General features: G+C 48.2%; 16 protein-coding genes and 1 pseudogene. 7 read left to right on the forward strand and 10 right to left on the reverse strand.

What is annotated here, in order from left to right:
* The 3 genes and pseudogenes from T538_RS18445 to T538_RS0112210 all read right to left on the reverse strand — a co-directional run.
* A pseudogene (locus tag T538_RS18445) lies at positions 1–207 on the reverse strand (IS1182 family transposase); the annotation flags it as partial.
* A 157-nt stretch (positions 208–364) separates the two neighbouring features.
* Positions 365–3,169 (reverse strand): M16 family metallopeptidase, encoded by a 2,805-nt coding sequence (locus T538_RS0112205; RefSeq protein WP_034539118.1) that lies wholly within the window; start codon positions 3,167–3,169, stop codon positions 365–367.
* A gap of 7 nt (positions 3,170–3,176) precedes the next feature.
* Complete coding sequence (locus tag T538_RS0112210; RefSeq protein WP_031534077.1) at positions 3,177–4,001, reverse strand: CPBP family intramembrane glutamic endopeptidase; 825 nt, start codon at positions 3,999–4,001, stop codon at positions 3,177–3,179.
* Between the two features lie 161 nt (positions 4,002–4,162).
* Here T538_RS0112210 and T538_RS19240 point away from each other — a divergent pair, with 161 nt between their 5' ends.
* From T538_RS19240 to ybeY, 5 genes are all read left to right on the forward strand, one after another.
* Positions 4,163–6,451, forward strand: coding sequence for a DUF2264 domain-containing protein (locus T538_RS19240; RefSeq protein WP_369795002.1), 2,289 nt, complete (start codon positions 4,163–4,165; stop codon positions 6,449–6,451).
* A gap of 35 nt (positions 6,452–6,486) precedes the next feature.
* Positions 6,487–7,731: an alpha-l-rhamnosidase gene (locus T538_RS0112220; RefSeq protein WP_034539115.1), complete on the forward strand. Its 1,245-nt coding sequence runs from the start codon at positions 6,487–6,489 to the stop codon at positions 7,729–7,731.
* Between the two features lie 61 nt (positions 7,732–7,792).
* The gene (locus T538_RS0112225; protein ID WP_031534074.1) at positions 7,793–8,710 is read left to right on the forward strand and encodes an alpha/beta hydrolase; all 918 of its coding nucleotides are present in this window, start codon (positions 7,793–7,795) and stop codon (positions 8,708–8,710) included.
* Between the two features lie 99 nt (positions 8,711–8,809).
* Entirely contained in the window at positions 8,810–9,820 is a 1,011-nt protein-coding gene (locus tag T538_RS0112230; protein ID WP_031534073.1) for a bile acid:sodium symporter family protein, read from the forward strand.
* Positions 9,821–9,824: 4 nt separating this feature from the next.
* The gene (gene ybeY / locus T538_RS0112235) at positions 9,825–10,241 is read left to right on the forward strand and encodes an rRNA maturation RNase YbeY (RefSeq protein ID WP_031534072.1); all 417 of its coding nucleotides are present in this window, start codon (positions 9,825–9,827) and stop codon (positions 10,239–10,241) included.
* 62 nt (positions 10,242–10,303) lie between these two features.
* On the opposite strand, the gene T538_RS0112240 is transcribed toward ybeY, so the two are convergent.
* The 7 genes from T538_RS0112240 to T538_RS0112270 form a co-directional block, all read right to left on the reverse strand.
* A complete protein-coding gene (locus T538_RS0112240; RefSeq protein WP_031534071.1) occupies positions 10,304–11,884 on the reverse strand; it encodes a S41 family peptidase in 1,581 nt (526 codons plus the stop codon).
* Complete coding sequence (gene coaD, locus T538_RS0112245) at positions 11,881–12,336, reverse strand: pantetheine-phosphate adenylyltransferase (protein WP_031534070.1); 456 nt, start codon at positions 12,334–12,336, stop codon at positions 11,881–11,883. The genes T538_RS0112240 and coaD overlap by 4 nt, the downstream gene beginning before the upstream one ends.
* 22 nt (positions 12,337–12,358) lie before the next feature.
* Positions 12,359–14,356, reverse strand: a complete 1,998-nt coding sequence (locus T538_RS0112250) for a DNA topoisomerase IV subunit B (RefSeq protein WP_031534069.1) — start codon at positions 14,354–14,356, stop codon at positions 12,359–12,361.
* 29 nt (positions 14,357–14,385) lie between these two features.
* Positions 14,386–15,525 carry a GNAT family N-acetyltransferase gene (locus tag T538_RS0112255; protein WP_031534068.1) on the reverse strand — a complete coding sequence of 380 codons (1,140 nt, stop codon included), beginning with the start codon at positions 15,523–15,525 and terminating at the stop codon, positions 14,386–14,388.
* Between the two features lie 52 nt (positions 15,526–15,577).
* Entirely contained in the window at positions 15,578–16,786 is a 1,209-nt protein-coding gene (locus T538_RS0112260; protein WP_031534067.1) for a THUMP-like domain-containing protein, read from the reverse strand.
* 10 nt (positions 16,787–16,796) lie between these two features.
* Positions 16,797–17,474, reverse strand: coding sequence for a M15 family metallopeptidase (locus tag T538_RS0112265; RefSeq protein ID WP_031534066.1), 678 nt, complete (start codon positions 17,472–17,474; stop codon positions 16,797–16,799).
* Positions 17,475–17,772: 298 nt separating this feature from the next.
* Positions 17,773–18,987, reverse strand: a complete 1,215-nt coding sequence (locus T538_RS0112270; RefSeq protein ID WP_031534065.1) for a BaiN/RdsA family NAD(P)/FAD-dependent oxidoreductase — start codon at positions 18,985–18,987, stop codon at positions 17,773–17,775.
* A gap of 234 nt (positions 18,988–19,221) precedes the next feature.
* Here T538_RS0112270 and T538_RS0112275 point away from each other — a divergent pair, with 234 nt between their 5' ends.
* Positions 19,222–20,826, forward strand: a complete 1,605-nt coding sequence (locus tag T538_RS0112275; RefSeq protein ID WP_031534064.1) for a DUF6057 family protein — start codon at positions 19,222–19,224, stop codon at positions 20,824–20,826.
* Between the two features lie 4 nt (positions 20,827–20,830).
* Positions 20,831–22,297, forward strand: coding sequence for a TolB family protein (locus T538_RS0112280; RefSeq protein WP_031534063.1), 1,467 nt, complete (start codon positions 20,831–20,833; stop codon positions 22,295–22,297).
* The last annotated feature ends 895 nt before the right edge of the window (positions 22,298–23,192 follow it).

Below are 23,192 nucleotides of genomic sequence, written 5' to 3' on the forward strand. Positions count from 1 at the left end.
GATGACTACGGCCAGAAGCATCTTCGGGTCGTAAGGGCTGCGGCCACGCTCCTTGTACAGCTTGCGAAGACCGCTCAAGTCCAAACTGTTAACTACGCTGCTCACAAGACGGACTGGGTCGTCCTGGGCAATGTCCTTGTCGATTCTCTGAGGAAAAAGTATCGTCTGATTTGGAGAATACGGACGAAAGTGGTATCTTTGTTGCATTTTATATTGCATGTTGTAAAGATACGAAAACTTTACGACATAACGAAGCCCTGGCTTGAGAAAGTCGGGGCTTTGATATAAAAAAAGGATGTGCCTATTTTGACACACCCTCTAATTTTTTGCTCTTTGCTGATGTTTTCAGCTGACTGCAATAGTCTTATTCAGGAATCATAACCACCTCGATCATGTTGTTGGCATCGATTACCGATTTTGTGAACGACTTGATGTCGTCGGTTGTAATCGACTTAATTACCTTGTCGAAATCTGTGCGCACATCGAAGCCGTACAGAAGTTTTTCGGTCATCAGGCTGAGCCAATAGTTGTTATTCTTCAAACTCTGCTTGTTATCCTTGATAAGGAATTCCTTAACCTTGTCGAGTTCAATCTGGTCAACCTTTTCGGTCATTCCCTTCAGAATTTCTTTAAGTTGATTTACGGTTTCCTCATATCCGTCGGGATTTGAAGCCGTGAAAATCTGGATTCTTGCCTCTGGCTTGAAGTCGAAGCTAACGCCGCTTGCTGCGCTTGGCGAGTATGATTTTCCGTTCTTTTCTCTGATTTCATCAAGACATCTCTTGCTCAGAATTTGTCCGGCGATGTTTGCAAGAAGTCGGTTGCGTGTGTTGTACTCGCATGGAGCCATCCACACGAGGGCTGTCGTTGCCTGCGGAATCTCCATTTTGCGCTTGAATACGTTGCATCGCACGCCCTTGTGAGTGTAAAGCTTGCGGTCTATAGCCTTTTCTCTGTCTTTAGATGCAGGAAGGGAAGCGATATACTTCTGAACGTATGATTTGAGCGAATCTTCCTCGAAGTTACCGATAACCACGAAATGGAAATCGGCAGCGTTGGCAAATCGTTCTTTGTGAATTTCGAGCATACGGTTGTAGTCAGCCTTCTTTATCATCTCGGCAGTAAGGTTCTGTATGCGCGGATTGTTGTCGTAGAGCGTCTTTGTAATGCTGTCGTTGAAGGCCGTCATTGGGTTGGCTGCGCGATTGGCAATAACGGTGTGCAGAGTGCTCATTTCCGAAGCATAGTTTACAGGGTCGGCTTTAACGTTGGTGAAATACAGATAAGTCATCTGGAACATAGTCTCCAAGTCTTTTGGAGTTGACGTTCCAGAGATTGACTCCTTGTTAGTACTCATATTTACGCCCACGTTTACCTGCTTTCCGCTGAGTGCCTTCTGAAGCTCGAGATTGCTGAAGTTGCCGAGTCCGGATGCGTTGATGCCTTGGTCGAACAGGTTGATAGTGTTGATTTCATTTGTGTCGTACATGCTTTCTCCGCCGTGGCTTACGGCAGCAAAGCGAACCTCGTTGTCCTTGAAATCAGTCTTGCGGACGTAGACCTTGCATCCGTTGCTAAGAGTCCAAACCTTGAAGTCGTAATCAGCCTTCTCTTCCTTTACGATTTTGCCTTCGACAGGCATCTGGCTTATTAGAGGCTCGTTCTTTGAATTGTCTACCCAAGCCGTCAAATCTTCGTTTCTTACAGATTTCAGACTCTCCTTCAGGCTTTCGTCATCAGGATAGTTGACTCCTTCTTTCTCTGGAAGAAGGCTCATCACTACCATATTCTTGTCGGCAGTTGGGTTGAAGAGCATCTTGCAATACTCGTTTATTGCCTCTACCGGAATCTGCGGCGCAATGTTGGTTAGCAGCGAGTAGCGGTCTTCGATGCTAAGGATTGGCTCGCACGAGAGGAAGTTGCGGATGTACGCTCCGGTGTATGAGTTGTTCTCCTGCTTGTTGCGGTTGGCGTAGTTGCGCTCCAGTCCGCCAAGATAGTCCTTGCGTGCGCGGTCGTATTCGGCTGCGTTGAAGCCGTGCTTCCACATTCGCAGCACCTCGCGGTATATGGTTTTGTAGCAGTCTTCGAGTTTGCCATCCTTTGCAACGGCGTTAATCTCGACAGCCTCTTTTGTGCGGTTTGAAAGAAGGAAACCGCCGTTAGACAGTCCGGCATACACGAAAGGAACATCGGGATTCTGCGACATCTCTTGGAAACGGCTGCTCATCATCGATGAAATTATGCTCTGATAGTAGCGTTCGATGATGTAGGCAACGTTGTTCTTTGCGCTGTCGGGAGTAACCGAATGCTTGAACATTACGCATGCCACAATGTTAGTCTGTTCCTTGTCCTGTCCGCTGGCAACAATCATATCGTCGTTGTCGGCAACAGGAAAGTAGACTCTCTCTGCCGCGTTCTTTGCTACTTTGTAGCCGCCGAAGAGTTCTTTTATCTTAGCCTCGATGTGGTCTACGTCAACATCGCCAACCACCACGATTCCCTGAAGGTCGGGGCGATACCATTTCTGATAGTACTTTCGCAAGTCCTTGGCTGGGAAGTTGTCTACAATGCTCATCTTTCCGATAGGCAGTCGATTGGCATACTTGCTGCCCGGATAGAGTTTTGGCAGAATCTTCTCAATTATTCTCATCTGCGCGCCTGTTCTTACTCGCCATTCCTCGTGAATAACGCCGCGCTCCTTGTCAATCTCCTTTTTGTCGAGGGTGAGCGCGCCTGCCCAGTCGCTCAGAACCAAAAGGCACGAATCCACCGCGCCTTGGCGCATCGTAGGCACGTTTGTTATGTTGTAGACGGTTTCGTCTACGCTGGTGTAAGCGTTCAGATTCTGCCCGAACTTTACGCCGATGGTTTCGAGATACGAAATCAGGTTGTTTCCCGGAAAATGCTTTGTTCCGTTAAAGCACATATGCTCAAGAAAGTGAGCCAGACCGCACTGGTTGTCTTCCTCCTGAATAGAACCGACTTTCTGCGCTATGTAGAAGTCGGCCTGATGCTCTGGATAGGCATTGTGTCTGATGTAATAAGTAAGACCGTTGTCGAGTTTGCCGATTCGCACGCCTTTGTCGACAGGTAGCGGAGGTAATTCCTGTGCCATTGCGCCCGACGACAGCGCGCCAAGTGCTATGGCTAATACGAGTTTCTTCATTTTCATGTTATTCTTCGTTTGGTACTATGTTTTCTTCTATTGTTATTTCAGGGTGATTGTCAAAATGTCTGTTAAGCCAGAATGTGAGAACCGCAAACGCAACTGTGCTTACAATCATGGCGATGACAAAATTTGTTGTGCCAAGAGTCTCGATGAGAGTTTCGTCGCTGTCGGACGTAGCTATGCTGACAATAGCAATACCGTTGTTTAGAATATGGCATACGATTCCCGGCATCACGCTGCCCGTGCGGTAGTAGAGCCATCCGAGGAAAAGCCCCATGGCGAAGGCAAACGGAATCTGTGCAGGATTAAGATGGATGATGCCGAATAGCGTTGCGCTGGCTATAATGCAGTGCCAAGCTTTGTAGCCGTTGCGGTGCAGATATCCTTGAATGGCATCGCGGAACGTAAGTTCCTCGCATATCGGGGCAAGAATTACAATCGTTATTATTCCCGGAATGCTTGTAGCCATGCTCTTGTATAATTCCATGTTGTTGTCTTGCAGTTCTGCCAGTTCTGAAATTCCGTTAACAACGAAGATGCCGAATAGAACGGCAGGAATGCATGCAAGCAGATGCTTTGCTTCAATCTCCTTCCACGAACGAATGGTGCTGTTTACCCATCTAGTCTTCATCAAAATGCCAATCATGCAAATGTTGAATGCTATGAGTGCGCAGGCATAAATGGTTGGGTCTATATCTGTCGACGGAACATTTGGTCTGCCCGTCATTCCCTTCATCACATTTCCGAAAGAACTCAGCAGCACTGCCGGTATGGTGAAGAAAAGCTGCAGTAAGAAAAAAAATGATACAACCGAAATTATTCTTTTCATTTTGCTGTTTTTATTAAAAAGTAGACAAATGTAATTATTTAGTGTGTATTTCTGATAATTTTCTACTAATATTTTCTGAAATTCTGACAAAAAAATAAAATGTGCTATATTTGCGATTGCTAAAATATAACAAATACTATATAATGAAAATCAGATTTTTGATGCTATGTCTCATCGTGCCGTTGTTATCGTGCGCAAAGCCCGATAATGCAGCCGATGTAAGAAAAATCATCGCCAAGGTTAACGATTATTGGCAGAAAAACAACAAACCCGAAGTCCGCTCGTTTTGGGACAATGCCGCCTATCACACGGGCAATATGGAAGCATACAGACTAACAGGTAACAAGAATTACCTGAATTACTCGCTGAAATGGGCCGAATTCAACGAATGGAAGGGAGCAAAAGGCAACGACCGCTCAAAATGGAAGTATACCTACGGTGAAAAGGACGATTTTGTACTCTTTGGCGACTGGCAGATTTGCTTTCAGACTTATGCCGATTTGTACAACATCATGCCCGAAGACAAACGCATAAGACGCGCTCGCGAGGTTATGGAATACGAAATGTCTACCACCAAGCACGACTATTGGTGGTGGGCCGACGGACTCTACATGGTTATGCCGGTAATGACCAAGATGTACAAGATTACCGGAAACAAAAAGTATCTAGACAAACTGCACGAGTATTTTTTGTACAGCGACAGCATAATGTACGATTCAGAAACCGGATTCTACTATCGCGATGCAAAATACACTTATCCTAAGCACAAGAGCACGAATGGAAAGAAAGATTTCTGGGCGCGCGGCGACGGATGGGTTTTGGCCGGATTCGCAAAGGTTCTGCAGGACCTTCCGCAGGACTACAAGTATCGTAAATTATTCATAGACAGATATAAACGATTGGCAAAGGCGGTTGCCGAGTCACAGCAGCCGCAAGGCTATTGGACGCGTAGCATCCTCGATCCCGAACATGCACCGGGAGCAGAGACAAGCGGCACGGCATTCTTTACTTACGGATTGTTCTGGGGAATTAACAATGGCTATCTCGACCGTGAAACATATCTGCCGGTTACGATGAAAGCGTGGAATTTCTTGAAAAACACCGCGCTTCAGAAAGATGGTCGCGTAGGATACGTTCAGCCGATAGGCGAGAAAGCCATTCCAGGACAGGTGGTAGATGCTAATTCGACAGCCAACTTCGGCGTGGGAGCATTTCTTCTGGCATCGTGCGAGTACGTCCGTTTTCTCGAGGCTGAGGCTCCTAAGGCAAGCAACGACCGCCAGTATTGGGCTAACCTTCTGTACAAGATGGCAAAGCCAATTCTAAGCAACATGGCAGAGGGCAATCTGCAGAAAAATATGCAGGTTGAGGTCAGCCCAAGTTTCGACAAGCGCGACAAACGTGTTACTTACATGGAGGCTTTCGGAAGGCTGATGGCCGGTCTTGCTCCGTGGCTCTCGCTGCCCGATGACGATACAGCCGAGGGAAAGCAGCGCAAGCAACTTCGTGAGTGGGCTCTGAAGAGTTATGCCAATGCCGTGAATCCCGAGAGTCCCGACTATCTGCTTTGGCGAAAAGAGGGGCAGCCGTTGGTCGATGCTGCCTATATTGCCGAGAGTTTCCTGCGCGCCTACGACCAGTTGTGGATTCCGCTCGATGAAACCACAAAGAAACGCTATCTCGAGGAATTCTCCCTTCTCCGAAGAATTGACCCGCCTTACACAAACTGGCTTCTGTTCTCATCAACAATCGAGTCGTTTATGGCAAAGGCTGGCGGTGAATTCGACGGATATCGCATAAATTCTGCCATCCGCAAGGTCGAAGAATGGTATGTCGGCGACGGATGGTATTCTGACGGACCGACGTTCGCGTTCGATTATTACAGCAGTTTTGTGTTCCATGCAATGTATCTCGAAACTCTCAGGGCAATGACCGAGTCGCATTACGGTTCGCGACTGAAATATACCGATTATTACGCCCGTGCCGAGAAACGTGCCCAGAAGTTCAGCATCATTCTGGAACGAATGATTTCGCCCGAAGGCACATTCCCCGTCTTTGGTCGCAGCATTCCTTACAGAATGGCTTGCCTTCAGCCGCTGGCTCTCATGGCTTGGTACGACAAACTGCCTGCCGGAATGTCGCGCGCTCAGGTTCGCTGCGCACTTACAGCCGTGATGCACCGGATGTTCGATGGAAAGGAGAATTTTAACGAAGGCGGATTCCTGACTATCGGCTTCTGCGGACGACAGCCAAATGTTGCCGATTGGTACACAAACAACGGAAGTCTGTACATGACATCGCTCGGATTTCTTCCGCTTGGACTGCCGGCAACGCATCCGTTCTGGACCGATGCCGCCGACGACTGGACAAACCGTAAGGCATGGGGAGGTGAGCCGTTCCCGAAAGACCATCAATGGAAAGATGAAATCGTAACAAAAGACTTATGGTAAATTTCAGATATCTTCTTTTCGCCGTACTTCTGTCAATGCCTGTGGTTTCATCGGCGCAGAAGTTAGTTCCGGTTGCCAAGGCGTACAGTCAGACATCGGTGAATACGGCTGTTTTTCGCAATAATTCGCTTGTAACGCACAAAGGCTGGCAGTACATTGCATATTACGATGCCGACGGATTCCTTACTCTTGGCAAGCGAAAGCAAGGAAAGGACAAATGGCAGATTGAACGTTCGCAATATCGCGGAAAGGTGCAGGATGCCCACAATGTCATAAGCATCATGCTTGATGGGAACGGATATATTCACGTCTCGTTCGACCATCACGGCAATGCCCTGAAATATTGCCGGAGCGTTGCGCCTTATTCGCTGAAATTAGGCGATTTGATGCCAATGACAGGCAACGATGAGAAGGACGTTACTTATCCCGAATTCTACTATCTGAAAGGCGGCGACCTTTTGTTTGCCTACCGTTCGGGCGCATCGGGCAGAGGAAATCTTGTGATGAATCGCTACGATGCCAAAAGTCAGAAATGGTCTCGTCTTCAGGATATTCTGATTGACGGCGAGAAGAAACGCAATGCCTATTGGCAGCTTTATGTCGATGGAAAGGGCACAATTCATGTTTCGTGGGTGTGGCGCGAGACGTGGATGGTTGAGACAAACCATGACCTCTGCTATGCCAAGAGTGACGACGGCGGAAAGACGTGGAAGCGTTCGGACGGCTCGCTTTATCAACTGCCAATAAACAAAGACAATGCCGAATATGCCTGCATCATTCCGCAGAACAGCGAGTTGATAAACCAGACGAGTATGTCGACCGATGCCGACGGAAATCCGTACATTGCGACATATTGGCGCAGCGCAGACAGCGATGTCCCGCAATATCGCGTTGTGTGGCGCGATGCGTCGGGCTGGCACAATCAGCAGGTTTCCGACCGAAAAACGCCTTTCACGCTGAAAGGGGGCGGAACAAAGATGATTCCGGTGGCGCGTCCGCGAATGGCGGTCGATGGAAACAAGGCTTTTTACATTGTTCGCGATGCCGAACGCGGAAGCAAAGTGTCGATGTATTACACCGACGATATTCATTCGGGCAAGTGGCAACTTTCCGATTTGACCGATTTCACCGTAAACGCATGGGAACCGAGCATCGATAGCGAACTTTGGAAACAAAAGCGCAGACTTCAGATTTTTGTACAGAACACGATGCAGGGCGACGGCGAGAAAACCGTCAAGACCGAGCCTCAGATGGTTTATGTGCTCGAAGTGAAGAAGTGAAAAATTCGGCAGTCTTGCTAATTTGTTGTATTTTTGCCATCGGTTTTATACGATTTTTAAGATGAAAAGATATACTTGCATCGTGCTCGCCGCCTTCCTGATGTTCGGGAAAGGCACGGCTGAGGCGCAGAACGGATACAACGTCGAGAAACTGAACCGCATTCAGGAACTGTGGGCATCGCTCAATCCAAAGAGCGTGACCCTAACGCCATATCTTGCCGAGTACGACGGAAATCCACACACGGCAATCATCGTATGTCCCGGCGGCAGTTACAGTTGGCACGATACCGAGACCGAGGGCACGGGTGTGGCAAAATGGCTTCAGAAGAACGGAATATCGGCTTTCGTGCTGAATTATCGCGTGGCAACGGGCTTTGCCTACGCATCGCACTATCGTCTTCTGTTCCGCGGAAACAGATTTCCCGATGCATTTGTCGATGTTCAGCGCGCCATTCAGTTTGTGCGCAAGTATGCGGCGGTCTATTCGGTTAATCCGAACGATGTGGGTGTTATGGGCTTCTCTGCCGGTGGACATCTGGCAATGGCATCGGGCGAGTATTTCAATACCGATTATGCCGGATTGGGCTGGCTCGAAAGCCGTCGTCCCGATTTTGTCGTGCCTGTTTATCCTGTCGTTACCTTTACAGACAAGCGATACATGCACAAGCGCAGCCGAAAGGGACTGATAGGCGAGTGGCACACAAAGGAGATGAACGATTCGCTGTCGATTGAGCATCATGTAAAGCACGACACTCCGCGTGCTTTCATCGTAAATTGTGTTGACGACCCTATCGTGAAGTATCAGAACAGCGAACTGCTCGACTCGGCTTTGACGGCAAAGGGCATAGAGCATCGTTATATTCAGTATAAGACAGGAGGTCACGGCTTCGGTGTAAGCGACGAGAAGGGCACGGAAGAATGTCGGCAGTGGCGAGGTGAGTTCCTTGAATGGCTGAAATCATCGGGCAGGGCACGTTAAATGTGCCTTTTTTGTTTCGTTCTTCTCAAATATTTGTAATTTTGCAGTTTAGTGAGGCTTGTCAGAAGCCTCTGGAATAGTTTATTAACGAGAAAGATAATGTTTAAGTTGCTTCAGATTATCAGCCGCTGGCTTGCGTCGTACACTTCGGTTTTCGTCATTGCCGTGGCTGTGGTTGCCTTTTTTGTGCCCGATGTTTTTTTGTGGATTAAGGGCGATGTCTCTTCGGTTATTTTGGGCATCATCATGCTCACGATGGGACTTACCCTCACAACCAACGATTTCAAGATTCTGTTTTCGCGTCCGCTCGATATTTTCATCGGAGCGTGCGCACAATTCACCATAATGCCGTTGCTAGCATACACGCTCTCGCACGTTTTCGGGCTAAATCCTTATCTCACAGCCGGAATAATCTTGGTGGGATGCTGTCCGGGCGGCGTTTCGAGCAACATTATGTCGTTTCTTTGCAAAGGCGATGTAGCCTTCTCTGTTGGAATGACAACGGCTTCTACGCTTCTTGCGCCCATTGTCACCCCGCTGCTGGTGCTCTGGCTTGCCGGCACGCAGATTCAGGTTGATGCGTTGGGAATGTTCTGCAATATCCTGCTCGTAACAATTTTGCCCGTTTCCATCGGATTTGCCTGCAACGTGTTGCTTGGCAATAAGCCCGTTTTTAAGGATTTGCAGAGCGTTATGCCCGGCATCAGCGTCTTCTGCCTCGGATTGATTGTTAGCGGCGTTGTGAGTTCAGTAAAACCTCAACTTGTCGAAAACGGAATACAACTGTTCTTGCTTGTTATGGTAGTCGTTTTCTGTCACAACACCTTAGGATATTGCCTCGGATATGGCGTTGGCACTCTCTGCGGCTTCAGCAAACCTAAAAAGAGGACTATCTCGATAGAGGTCGGAATGCAGAACGCTGGAATGGCAACGGTTCTTGCCACGTCGTTCTTTGCAAACCCCGATATTCTGACTCATACGCCCGAGGCAATCCTCTGTGTGGTGCCGTGCGCCGTCAGTTGCGCCTATCACTCAATTTCGGGCACCGTGCTTGCCGGAATATTCTTGAAGTACGACAGATTTGCAGAAAGGAAAAATCAAAAACAATAAAGATATGATTAGTTATCAGACAGACGGCGTAAAGATGCCGGCAATAAAGCGTCGCGAAACAACGGCGTGGATAAAGAAGGTGGCAGCCAGTCACGGACGTAAGGTGGGCGATATTGCCTATATCTTCTGCAACGATGAGAAGATTCTTGAGGTGAACCGCCAGTATCTTCAGCACGATTATTATACTGATATCATCACGTTCGACTACGATGAGGACGATGTCATCAGCGGCGACCTCTTTATCAGTCTCGATACCGTTCGCACCAATGCCGAGCAGGTTGGAGCAACCTACGAGGAGGAACTTCACCGCGTTATTATCCACGGAATCCTTCACCTTTGCGGAATAAACGACAAAGGACCCGGCGAGCGCGAAATAATGGAAGAGAACGAAAACAAGGCATTGGCTATGTTGAAAGAATAAAGCAAAATCCCTCTATGCTGAAATTTGCAGAGAGGGATTTTGCCTTTATGTGAAAACAGCTTCTATTTCTTACTTAGTAGTTCTATTGCCTTTTGAACCGTAGCGTTGTTTGCGTTCATTATCTCGAAGTATTCGCTCATGTCGAAGAGGTCGCGGGCTACGAGCGCCTTTACTTGCAGCGCGAGCGATTCTTTAGCCTTAGTCCATTCGTCGTCGGTGCAGGTAATCTTCTGCTCTGCGGCTTTCTCCCTAATCTCCTTCAATATTTTTTCGCTTTCATCGTATTTCTTCATGAAAGCCTTGAAGTTTGGATATTTGCTGTTCATCGACTTACGGTTCTTGTCGATGTACTGAAGAACCACGTTGTATAGAACGCTGTGCGCAGCCACCTCGCGATGATATCTGGCATATTTCATTGTGTCGAGAGGAATGAAATAGTCGGGCATTATTCCGCCGCCGCCATATACCGTGCGCTTCTGCTTCAGTGTTGTGAATTTCAGACTGTCTACAAGATGAATGCTGTCGATGTTCGTAAATTCGCCCTTGTTAAAGCGGTGGATGATGTCCTTGTGATAATCCTCGCTGTTACCCTTCTCGTAAGGCTTCTGGATGCATCGTCCTGAAGGCGTGTAGTAGTGCGCCACGGTAAGACGAATCATTGAGCCGTCGGGAAGGTCGATAGGACGCTGTACAAGCCCTTTTCCGAAGGTTCGGCGGCCAACAACCAAGCCGCGGTCGTGGTCTTGTATTGCGCCTGTCAGAATCTCGGCTGCTGAGGCTGAATATTCGTCAACCAGTACCACGAGCGGAATCTTCTGGTATTTGCCCTCGCCATTAGCCTTGAAACTCTCGTTTCTGACAGCTCTTCCGTGCGTGTAGACAATCATCTCGTCCTTGGCAAGGAACTCGTTTGTTATGTCTACCGCAGCGTTCAGGAAGCCTCCGCCGTTGCCCTGAAGGTCGATAATCAGTTTTTTCATTCCTTTTTTTGAAAGGGCTGTGAGAGCGTTGTGAACCTCTTTTATCGTTTCGAGTCCGAAACTGCCGAACTTGAGATATCCTATTTCTGGAGTAATCATGTAATAGGCATCAACGGTTGTTACCGGAATCTGAGCGCGTGTTACGATGAAATCAGCAATTCCGCTAACTCCGCGGCGCACGATGCCGATTTTTACCTTTGTTCCGCGAGGACCTCGCAGACGCTTCATTATGTCTTCTTTCGGCATTTTTACGCCTGCTATGGCTGTGTCGTTCACCATAACGATGCGGTCGCCCGGAAGGATGCCCACTTTCTCCGAAGGGCCTTTGCTCACGGTTTGTATTACGAGCAGGGTGTCCTCGGCCATGTTAAACTGAACGCCGATGCCGTCGAACGAGCCTTTCAGCGGTTCGTTGAACCTCTTTACTTCCTCGGGAGTGGCGTAGGTTGAGTGAGGGTCGAGTTGGTTGAGCATTCCCTTTATGGCATCCTCAACGAGCTTTGTCTCGTCAACCTTGTCAACATACATGTGGTTAATCAGATATTCGGCAATCTGCAACTTGCGCATGTTCGTAGCGTTGCGGTCGTTCGTTATTATCTGAGTCTGCTGTGCCATCATGGTATTGGCGGCAAGCATTAGTAGTGCAATTATTATCTTTCTCATTCTTTATTATCGGGTTGTGGCAGGAACGCGCTCACGTCCTTGCCGAAGCTTATAAGTTCTCTTACCACGCTCGAGCTTACGCTTGTAAGTTCCGGCTCGGTAAAGAGCAGAATTGTCTCTATTCCTGCCAGTTTGCGGTTTATGTCGGCAATGGTTTCTTCATATTCAAAGTCTTTAACGCATCTTATGCCTCGGATTATGAACTGTGCCTCCATTCGCCGTGCAAAATCGACGGTAAGGTCGTTGTATGACGCTATTTTAACCCTCGGCTCGTTCTTGTACAGTTCGCGAAGTGTTTTCTCCCTTTCTTCTATCGAGAACATCGTTCTTTTGTTCTCGTTGTATCCTATGCCTATTACGAGCTCGTCGATAAAGGTTATGGCACGCTTCACGATGGATGCGTGCCCTATGGTAAACGGATCGAATGTTCCGGGGAAGATAGCTCTTTTCATTCGTTTTCTTCGGATTGTTTTGTTAGAATTTCTCGCCTTCCGAGAGCAGTTCCTCTTCAGGACGGTCTTCCTCTATAACGAGGTTGTCGATGATGAAGTTCTGTCTTTCCGACGTGTTCTTGCCCATGTAGTACTCGAGCAGTTCCTGAACTTGGTCGCTCTTGTGCAGCGAAACGGGTTCGAGTCTGATGTCGGGACCGATGAAGTTCTTGAACTCGTCTGACGAAATCTCTCCCAGACCTTTGAATCGGGTTATCTCCGGGTCTGGTCCGAGAAGTTCGATGGCTTCGGCTCTTTCCTCGTTAGAGTAGCAGTAGAGCGTGATGAACTCGTTTTCTTTCTTTCTGCCTTTCTTATCTTCTTCCTTGCCCTTGAGTTTTTCCTCGAGTTTTGGCATGTTAGCCTTCTTTATCTTGCTCTTCTTGTTTCTTACGCGGAAGAGCGGAGTCTGAAGAATGAACACATGACCTTTCTTTATCAGTTCGGGGAAGAACTGAAGGAAGAACGTAATCATGAGCAGGCGGATGTGCATTCCGTCTACATCGGCATCGGTTGCCACGATTACCTTGTTGTATCTCAGTCCTTCAAGACCGTCTTCGATATTTAGCGCAGCCTGAAGAAGGTTGAACTCCTCGTTCTCGTATACCACTTTTTTGGTCAGACCGTAGCAGTTTAGCGGTTTTCCGCGAAGGCTGAATACGGCCTGCGTGTTAGGGTCGCGGCTCTTGGTGATGCTTCCGCTGGCAGAATCGCCCTCGGTGATGAAGATTGCGCTTTCTTCGAGAAGGTCGCCCTTTGCATCGTTCAGGTGAACGCGGCAGTCGCGCAGCTTGCGGTTGTGCAGATTGGCTTTCTTTGCTCTCTCTCGTGCAATTTTTGCTACTCCAGCCATGGCCTTGCGCTCTTTTTCCGACTCCGAAATCTTCTGAATCAAGACCTCGGCAATATCTGGATTTTTGTGCAGGAAGTTATCTACCTGCTCGTGAACGAAATCGCCTACATATTTGTCGATGCTCACGCCGCCGTTAGGCTCCATGGTGAGCGAGCCGAGCTTGATTTTAGTCTGGCTCTCGAACATCGGTTCTTCAACGTTTAGGGCGATGGCTGCAACGAGTCCGTTACGGATGTCGCCGTAGTCGAAGTTCTTGTTAGAGAAGTCCTTGATTGTCTCGGCAATGTGCTTTTTGAAAGCCGACTGATGCGTTCCGCCAAGGGTAGTGTGCTGTCCGTTTACGAACGAGTGATACTCTTCGCCGCTCTGGTTTGAGTGCGTGAAGGCAATCTCGATGTCTTCGCCCTTAAGGTGAATGATAGGGTAAAGACCGTCATTCGTCATGTTGTCGTTAAGCAAATCTTCCAGACCGTTGCGCGACAGTATTCTGCGGCCGTTGTACATTATGGCAAGGCCTGTGTTGAGGTATGTGTAGTTGCGCAGCATAACCTCGATGAATTCGCTGTGAAACTGATAGTCCTTGAACAGAGTGTTGTCGGGCTCAAAGAAGATGTACGTTCCGTTCTCGTCCTGCGTATCCTCGGTCTTGTCGGATGTCAGCACACCTTTCTCGAACGTTGCCGTGCGCACCTTTCCGTCGCGGTACGAGCGCACCTCGAAGTGCGAGCTAAGGGCGTTTACCGCCTTTGTTCCCACGCCGTTCAGGCCGACGCTCTTCTTGAACGCCTTGCTGTCGTATTTTCCTCCGGTGTTGAGTACGCTTACCGCCTCGATGAGTTTTCCCTGCGGAATGCCTCGTCCGTAGTCTCTCACGCTTACGCGCAGATTGTCTTCCACGTTAATCTCGATGCGCTTTCCGGCGTTCATCTTGAACTCATCGATACAGTTATCGACGATTTCTTTCAGCAGGACGTAAATTCCGTCTTCTTGGTGACTTCCGTCGCCCAGTTTTCCGATGTACATTCCGGGACGTGTCCTGACATGCTCCATGTCCGACAGGTGGCGGATGTTGTCATCTGTATAATTAACAGTTTGTTCTTGGCTTGGAATTATCTCTTCTTCTGCCATTTACTTAGTAAATCTTTTTGGTTTATAATCTATAGTGGCTTGGTATAGCAGCGGCGGCGCTTCGGAATCTCGGGGTTGAGATATGTCCACTGTGCCAGACCTTTGGTGTTTTCTTCGAGCTGAGGGTTTGTCTCTGCCCACTTGAAGCCCATCTTCTGGTAAACCGGAATGAGGTCGTTGAACAGCAGAGAGTTGATTCCCTTGCCCTGATATTCGGGCAGAACTGCAATCAGCAGAAGTTCAACGCCGTCTTCGTGCTTCCATTTGAGTGATTTCAGAATGTGGAACCATCCGAATGGGAACAGTTTTCCTCTTGATTTCTGAAGAGCACGCACGATTGATGGGATTGAGATACCCACGGCGATAAGTTCGTTTGTCTCGTCCGATTCAACGAGCGTAATCATGCGCATATCAGCCATCGGCAGATATTCCTTGACGTACTGGTCAATCTGCTTCTGCGTAAGCTTAGAGAAACCGAACAGTGGTGCGTATGCCGCATTCAGCACGTTGAAAATCTTCTGTCCGTAGCCCTTCTTGAAGATGTCGTCGTTGCCGTTCAGCTTCTTGATGTGCAGTTTGTATCGCTTTAGTGTGAGTTCGCTCACACGCGCATATTTCTCTGGAATATGGTCGGGCACCTGCATCTTCATCTCCATCCAGTCGGCATCCTTGTTGTATCCCAGTTCTTCGAGGAACTTAGGGTAGTATGGATAGTTGTAGATGGTTGACATTGTGCCGAGTTTGTCGAAGCCCTCGATGAGCATTCCCTCGCGGTCGAAGTCGGTGAATCCCAGCGGACCCTGAATCTCGTTCATTCCGTGCTGTCTGCCAAATTCCTCAACCTTTTCGAGCAGAGCCTTGCACACGTCGATGTCTTCAATAAAGTCAATCCATCCGAATCTTACTTTCTTCAGATTCCACGTTTCGTTGGCTCTGTGGTTTACTATCGCTGCAACTCGACCGGCTACTTTCCCGTCCTTGTAGGCAAGAAACAGTTTGGCATCGCAGAATTCGTACGCCGCGTTTCCCTCAGGAGAGAATGTTTTCATCAAGTCCGAATGTAATTCCGGAACTGCGTAAGGATTATCCTTATACAGGTCATAATTAAAGCAGATGAAGGTATCGAGATCTTTCTTCGAAGATACCTCTCTAACAGTTATCGATGACATTATATTCTTGTATTGTTTTTTTGTTAGGGGGCAAATATACTTAATTTTTTTATTACTTACTGCACCTTATAATTGTTTTTTTGTTGCTTGCCGTGGTGGTGGCAAACAAATACACGCTTCCACCGTCTTTGAGCTTCAGCCTTTTTTTAAGTTCCTCGGCGGTGCTCGGAAAGTTGCGCACGGTTATGTTTGCTTGGGTTATGCCGTTGGTAAGTTCTTTCAGTTCTTTTTTGCCGAACGAGCAGAAGCCGTCAACCTTGAATATTCGTCCCGGAAAATCCTCGGCGAGCGCGTTGCTAGTGTAAAGCTGACTGTTGTGGTGCAACTTCGTAACGCCGAATCGGGCGGCGAGCGAGCGGTTAAGTCCTGCTTTCAGAATGGCTGAGTTAGGCTCGTACAGAAATGCGCCGATTTCATCGGTTACGGGACAACTGCTTTTTTGCTCTTTGCTGATGGTTGAGGCGTAAAATTGCGCGCTTCCATCGGCAGATATGTTGAATGTATGTATTGGAATGTCGTCTGCGGCTATGTTGCGTCCGTCTTTGCTCAGAATAAGCAGAAGTTCCTTACATTCGTTGCGTACAGCAACAACGTGAATTTGGCAGACGCTTCCCAGTTTCTGAACCGCCTGAAAAAGGTCGAGCATCGGCGATAGCTTAATCATGGCATAGTCCGATTTGTCGAGAATGAGCGGTTCCAACGCTATGATGTTCGGTTCACATTCCTCTATCAGAACCGTCTTTTTGCCCGATGCGCTCCGTCGTGCCGGGTCGAGATAAAGCCAATTCACCGGTTCCATCGTTTCGAGATGCTGGCATCCGTCGGTATTGATGATTTCGATATGTTCGAGGTTCAACAAGTTGAAGTTAGACTCGGCTGTTTTACATAGATGCTCCTGTCGTTCAACGTAAGTTCCTTTCTTGAACATCGAGCCGATGAAACTGCAATCTATGCCGAATCCACCGGTCAAATCAGCCATCGAGTTGTTGAGGCTGCTGTCAGAGGTGTTTATCTTGGCGATAACCCTCTGCTTGTATCGTGCCGTCTCCTCGCTCGAACATTGCTCCATAGACAGGTGCGGCGGATAGACGATGCCCTTTGTTGCTGCCCATGTGGGAATCTTGTGCTCGGCAATCTGCCAGCCCTCGATCTGCTCCAAGGCATACTGAAGGTTGATGTTCTTGTTTTTTGCCGATTTCAACGCAAGTTCGCGCACATTGTCGTGCTTATGCTGCTCGATGAATTCTAATGTTTCTTGCATTTCTTGGGATTTACGGAATAACCTTGTATTTCAGAGCCTTGCATTGTGCCCTTGTTTTGAAGTTGAAGTGCCACCATTCCGAGTTCAGGACGTGGAAACCGGCTGCTGTCATGGCGTTGCGCAGAATGCGGCGGTTGGCAACCTGCTGTTTTGTCAGAATCTTCTGCTGAATCATCTGTTGCTCGGTGCTAACGTGCGCCTCTTTGCCAAGATGGTCAACGCACGTTCCCATGTCGAGTTCCTTGCCGTTCTTGTCTACCACGGTAATGTCTACCGCCAGACCGAAGTTGTGAAGTCCTCCGCCGTGTGCCGGATTGCTCACATATCGTTGCTTGTTGGTATTCTCGACCACCTTCCACATCTGCGCCTGGATGTGCATAGGGCGGGCCGCGTCGCACACCTTCAGGTTGTAGTCGGGATATTTCTGATGTAGGATTTTCTGCGCTTTCATCAGAGCCTTTGCCGCCTCTTTCTCGAGATAAGCCTCTTTCAGGTCGGTATATAGCACTTTTCCCGTGAAGTTGTCGGCGCGCGAGTACATCAAGTCTACGACTATCGTCTTGTCCAAAGTGTGAATATTAACATATCCTTGCTTTTCGAGTTCCTGCGCTGTCTTGCTCAGTTTCTGTGCATTGCAGAAGATAGCTGACGATGATAATGCGGCAAAAATCAGTATTTCTTTTAACATTTTGAATATGATTCTTATTTTCTTGCAAAAATAGCAACTTTTAGGGAAATGCCCCAAGCAAATAGGGATTTTCTTCCTTGCCGAGAAAAATGATATTGTAATTTTGCGTGCAAAACAAGGATTAAAAACAGTTTTTATGATTGTGGTTTCTATAGAATTCAAAAAAGAATAAAAGGTATTATTAGGGTATTATTGGATTGATTAGTGATTTACAAGATTTGTAAGATTGAATGATTAGAAAAAGCTTCACATTTCTGCCGGTCGTGAGATTAGCGTTATTGTGAAGCTTTTCGTTTTTTTAGTCGTTGCATATTCCGTGTGCCGCCGCGTAGCCCATAGTCCATGCCGCCTGAAGGTTGAAGCCGCCGGTTATGGCATCTACGTCGGTAACCTCGCCGGCAAAGAACAGACCTTTGTATTTCTTTGCTTCGAGCGTTTCTTGGTTTAGATTGCTGAGTGCAACGCCGCCGCACGTCACAAATTCCTCCTTGAACTTGCTTTTCCCCGTAACCTGATACTCGTCGTTGGTGAGATGATGCACGAGCATGTTGAGCGACTTGCCTTGGAGTTCCTTCCATCGCATCTCGGGCGAGATGTGCGCTCTGTCGAGCAGATGTTTCCATAGACGGGCATTCAGCTCGGTTGGATATGCTGATGAAATCTGCTTTTTTTCGTTCTTTGCCGTCATGCTGCGAAGCATATTTGTCGCGGTTTCATCGTTCTGCCCGTTGAGCCAGTTTATGCTTACCGAAGCCTTGTAGTCCGATTTAGCCAGAATGCGTGCGGCAGCAGCCGACAGTTTGAGCGTTGCCGGACCGCTTATTCCCCAATGCGTTATCAGCAGCGCGCCTTGCGACTTTATCTTTGTGCCGACGAGCGTTATCTGCGCGTTCTCAACCACAGTTCCCATAAGCGATTTCAGACTCTCGTCGTTTATGTTAAGAGTGAAAAGGCTTGGAACAGGCTGAACGATGTCTAAGTCGAATCCGCTAAGCATCTCGAAGCCTTTGGCTGTCGGATGGCCTCCGGTGGTTACGAGGATTTTGTCGGCAGAGAGCGTTCTGCCGTTCGTCTCAATCTCGTATTTGCCTTCGTTAAAATGGATGTTTTTCGCCTCCGTGCCGGTGAAAAGCCTTATTTTATGCCGTTCCATCAGTCTGAGCAGAGTGCCTACAATCTCCATGGCGTTCTGCGACTGCGGAAAAACGCACTCGTCGTCTTGCGTAACAAGCTGCACGCCTTCGTTCTCGAACCACGCGTAGGTATCGGCATACGAAAACGTGTGAAACAGCCTTTTCATCAGTCTGAAACCACGCGGGTAGACTTGCTCAAGGCTCTTTACGTTGGCAAACGAGTTTGTGAGGTTGCATCGCCCTCCGCCGGTTATGGCAACCTTTGCGAGAGGCTTGCTGTGCTTCTCAATAACGGTTACTTGTGCCGATGGATTCAGTCTTTTTATTTCGATAGAGGCGAAGCAACCTGCTGCCCCGGCTCCGATTATTACGATGTTCATGTGCGCGATTCTGCTTTTGTTTTCTGCAAAAATAAGCATTTATGTGCATTTTGTTGCAATCTGCAAGTTTTAATTTGCCTGTCGTTGAGGCAGATGTAGAGCCGACTGCAGTCTGCAAAGTCCGTTTTTACATAAAATATTCATCTTTAGAACATTCTTGGCACTTTTTTGTAACACCGCAAGTTTGTGCATCGGGGTGAAATGAATAAATTTGCACATATTTGAAAATCTCTGATGAATATTAAGAATTTTGTCAATTATCTTGGTCGCAACAGCAGAATTGTTCTTGCCGTTGCCATGTTTGTCGGCGTGTTCTTGTTTTGGTTTGTGCGCTATCCTCATGCTATGTCGTATCAGGAGCAGAACCAACTTTTTTTGTTTACCGCCGATTATCTCGTGTCGGATGTGAGCAAGATGGGCGGACTTGCTGCCTATTTGGGCGAATTCATCGTTCAGTTCTACTACGTTGAGTGGCTTGGAGCGGCTATGTTGGCACTCGTCTATGTGTTGCTTTACGTCCTGCTTTCACGCGTGATGAAACCGTCGCTCGCTCTTGTTCCGTGCGTGCTGATGCTTTGGCATTATGGCGACGAGAATGTTCTTCTTGCCTATATGATGGCGACGATTCTTTCGCTTGCAGCATATCTCGCCATGAAAAAAATGCCGATTTATTCGGATATTGTCGTTGTCCCGGCGTTGTTCTGGCTTGCCGGACCGATGGCTTGGCTTTACATCGTGCTTCGGTCAATTCGGCAGAAACTGTACTTCGGACTGGCACTTGCGGCATATTCCGCAATCGTGGCGGCGGTGCTTGCCTTTGTCGTTCTGCTGCAATATCCCGTTCTGTCGGCTTTCTTCGGAATTGGCTATTATGCTGTGCCGATGACATATCCTGCGCTACAGTTTGTAATTCCTTTGGCGGTTGTTCTGCTTTCCCTTGCATCAGAAAAGTTGCAGAATGTAAGATATCTGGATTATGCGGCAATACTCTCGGCTGTAGTCCTTTCTTTTTGTGCCGATAAAATCGGCTTCGACAAGGAGAAATACGAAGTGCTGAAACTCGACTATCTGGTAAGAAACGAGCGATGGAACGACATAATTTCGCTTTCAGAGAACCATCAGATGCAGAACAACTATGGCTCGGTATGCGTAAATCTGGCACTTGCCAAGACAGGGCAGTTGCCTTACCGTATGTTCTCGTTCTACCAGAGCGGTCCTGATGCCTTGGCTATGGGCTTTGTGCGCGATAATCTGACGTGCATACCTACAATGGAGACGTTCTATCATCTTGGAATGGTAAACGAGTGTATGCGATATGCCTTCGACATTCAGGAAAGCATCTTGACGGGCAAGAGCAGCGGACGAATGACCAAGCGTATTGCCGAATGTTGTCTTGCCAACGGCTGGAACGATGTGGCGCAAAAGCATCTCGTCATGCTCAGACATTCGCTTTTCTATCGTGATTGGGCAGAGAAGGCCGCCGTGAGCCCTCATCTTAAAGCGTTCAGATACAAGGACGATTTTCTGTATAACTACAACGAGATTGACAAGATGTTCGGAATGTTGTTCCAATGCAATCCGAAGAACAAGATGGCGCTCGAATACTTCTTGGGGCAGACGCTCCTTAACTGCGATGCGCAAGGATTCATGCAATATCTGGGCTGGGCTGGTCAGTACGGCGGCTATGGAGAAATGCCCGAGGGCTATGCCGATGCCGTGCGTTGTATTCAGCAGAGAGGAAACGTAAGGTACTCAAACTATGCCGACTATCTGCACTCGTTCATGCAGAGGGCGCAGGAGATGGGCGTAAACATAAACGAAAACAATTCAGTACACTAAGAAAATGAAGAAGATATATCTACTCGCCATCGTTGCCCTGCTTTCATCGTGCATGAAGCAGGTCGAGAATCCGACGGAGAGCGGCACGCAGCCCGAGATTTTTCCCGATTATGTGGGCGTAACTATTCCGGCAGGCATCGCACCGATGGATTTCGGAATGAAGGACGATGCCTTTACGCTCGTTGATGTGGTTGTCACCGGAAGCAAGGGCGGAGAGCTGCACGTTCAGGGCGAATATGCCGATTTTGACGTGGAAGAGTGGCACGACCTTACCGAGCGTAACATAGGCGGACAGATTTCGTTCGTGGTGTCGGCTCTGAAAGACGGAAAGTGGACACGCTACAAGAGTTTCGTGATGAACGTGAGCCGCCATCGCCTCGACGACTACGGAATAACATACCGACGTATTGCGCCGGGCTACGAGTGCGGCGGCGACATAGGCATCTACCAGCGCGATATCCACTCTTTCGACGAAGAGCCGATGTTTACCGTCGATGCTGTTCCGGGGCAATGTATGAACTGCCACACGGCCAACCGCGCAAGTGCCGACGAGTTCCTGTTGCACGTCCGCGGCGAGAAGAGCGGAACGATGCTTCAGCAGAACGGCAAACAGACGTGGCTCAACACCAAGACCGACAGCACCAAGGCAAACATGAGCTACAGCTATTGGCATCCGTCGGGCAACTATATCGTTTCGTCGGTAAACACTATATTTCAGGCATTCTTCGTTGGTAACAAACGCCGGATAGAGGTTTACGACCTTATAAGCGACGTTCTGGTTTACGATGTAAAGAAGAACGAGCTCTTGCTCGACAACCGTCTGCAAACGCCCAATTTCGAGACATATCCTGTTTTCTCTGCCGATGGAACCGCCATTTTCTTCAGCACGTCAAAACTATGCAACGTGCCTGTCGATTACGAGAAGATGAAATACAGTCTTTGCAAAATAGACTTCGACCCGGCTAACGGAACGTTTGGCGAGAGGGTAGACACGCTCCTCAACGCCGAGTCTCTCGACAAGAGTTTCACTTTTGCCCGTCCGTCGTTCGACGGAAAGTGGCTGATGTATAATGCCATGGACTGTGGAAACTTTCCGGTAAACCACAAGGAGTCCGATTTGTGGATAATGGACTTGCGCAACGGCAACACTCGCGCCTTGAAAGAGGTTAATAGCGATGACTCCGAGAGTTTTCATAACTGGAGCAGTCAGAGCCATTGGTTTGTGTTCTCAAGCCGTAGGATAGACGGAATGTACACCAACGCTTATTTCGCATGCATAGGCGACGACGGAAAGGCTACAAAGCCGTTCCTGCTGCCGCAACGCAACCCTAAGAAGCATTATCGCGAGTCGCTCGACTCGTACAACTGTCCTGAGTTTACAAAGACAAAGGTCTGTTTCGATGCCCGACAAGCCGGAAGCGAATGTCTTGGCGGCAATAGAAAGCAGGTTGATTTAGCAATTCACAATTGACAGTTGAAAATTCTTTTGAATTGACAGTTGACAATTGACAATTTTATTTAATTGAAATTTGGAGCTTGAAAGTTGATTATTCGTATCAAGGTAGATTTTACATAGAGGCAAGCTATATTGAAGTAAGCCGACGGTAAGCCGAAAGTAAGGGGATGCCAAGGGAGTACCAAGCCGAAAGGTATGGAGTAGTTACGTTCAAGGTACGTTCAAGATACGGAGAAGTAAGCCGGAAGATACGGGGTAGCTACGGGGTAGGAACGGAGTAGCTACGGGGAAGGTACGTTCAAGATACGTTCAGGGTTCGTTCAAGTTACGTTCAAGATACGTTCAAGCAAGCCGGAAGTTACGTTCAGGGTACGGAGAAGGTTCGGGCAAGTAAGCCGGAAGGTTCGGACAAGATACGAAGAAGATATAAGGTGAGAAGGTTGAAAAAATCGGAGTGTAAGCAGTAGTAGGCAGAACTAAGGAAACCCGAACGAAACCCGAAGTCATCCCGAAGGATTAGCCACAAGTAAAGCCGAATTTGCCGCTCGACCTATGGTCGCTCTTGCTACCGAAGGGACGCAAGAATTTGGCTGAGAACAAAATCGGGAATTTGTCGCTCGAACTTGTTCGCTCTTACCTTTGCATCGGATTATAGATAATGTTCTAAATGTCCGATGTTAAACATCGTATAAATTTAGTTCATGCGGCAACAATTTTGTAGTTTCGCTAGAGATTGTGGCCGTGGAGGGCGAGAGCATTGTGTCGCTAGGTAAGCCGTCTGACTATATCGTTAGCAAGACCTTCGTCCGCCCTCCTTTTAAAGTCTTTAGAGTCTGAACATAGAATCGTAGCACGTCGCTGGACGATGCAGTGTCCGACAAGAGTGAAGTCGAGGAAGGCTTTGGCTATA

It is taken from the genome of Bacteroides sp. Ga6A2, assembly GCF_000702225.1.
Taxonomy (GTDB): domain Bacteria; phylum Bacteroidota; class Bacteroidia; order Bacteroidales; family Bacteroidaceae; genus Ga6A1.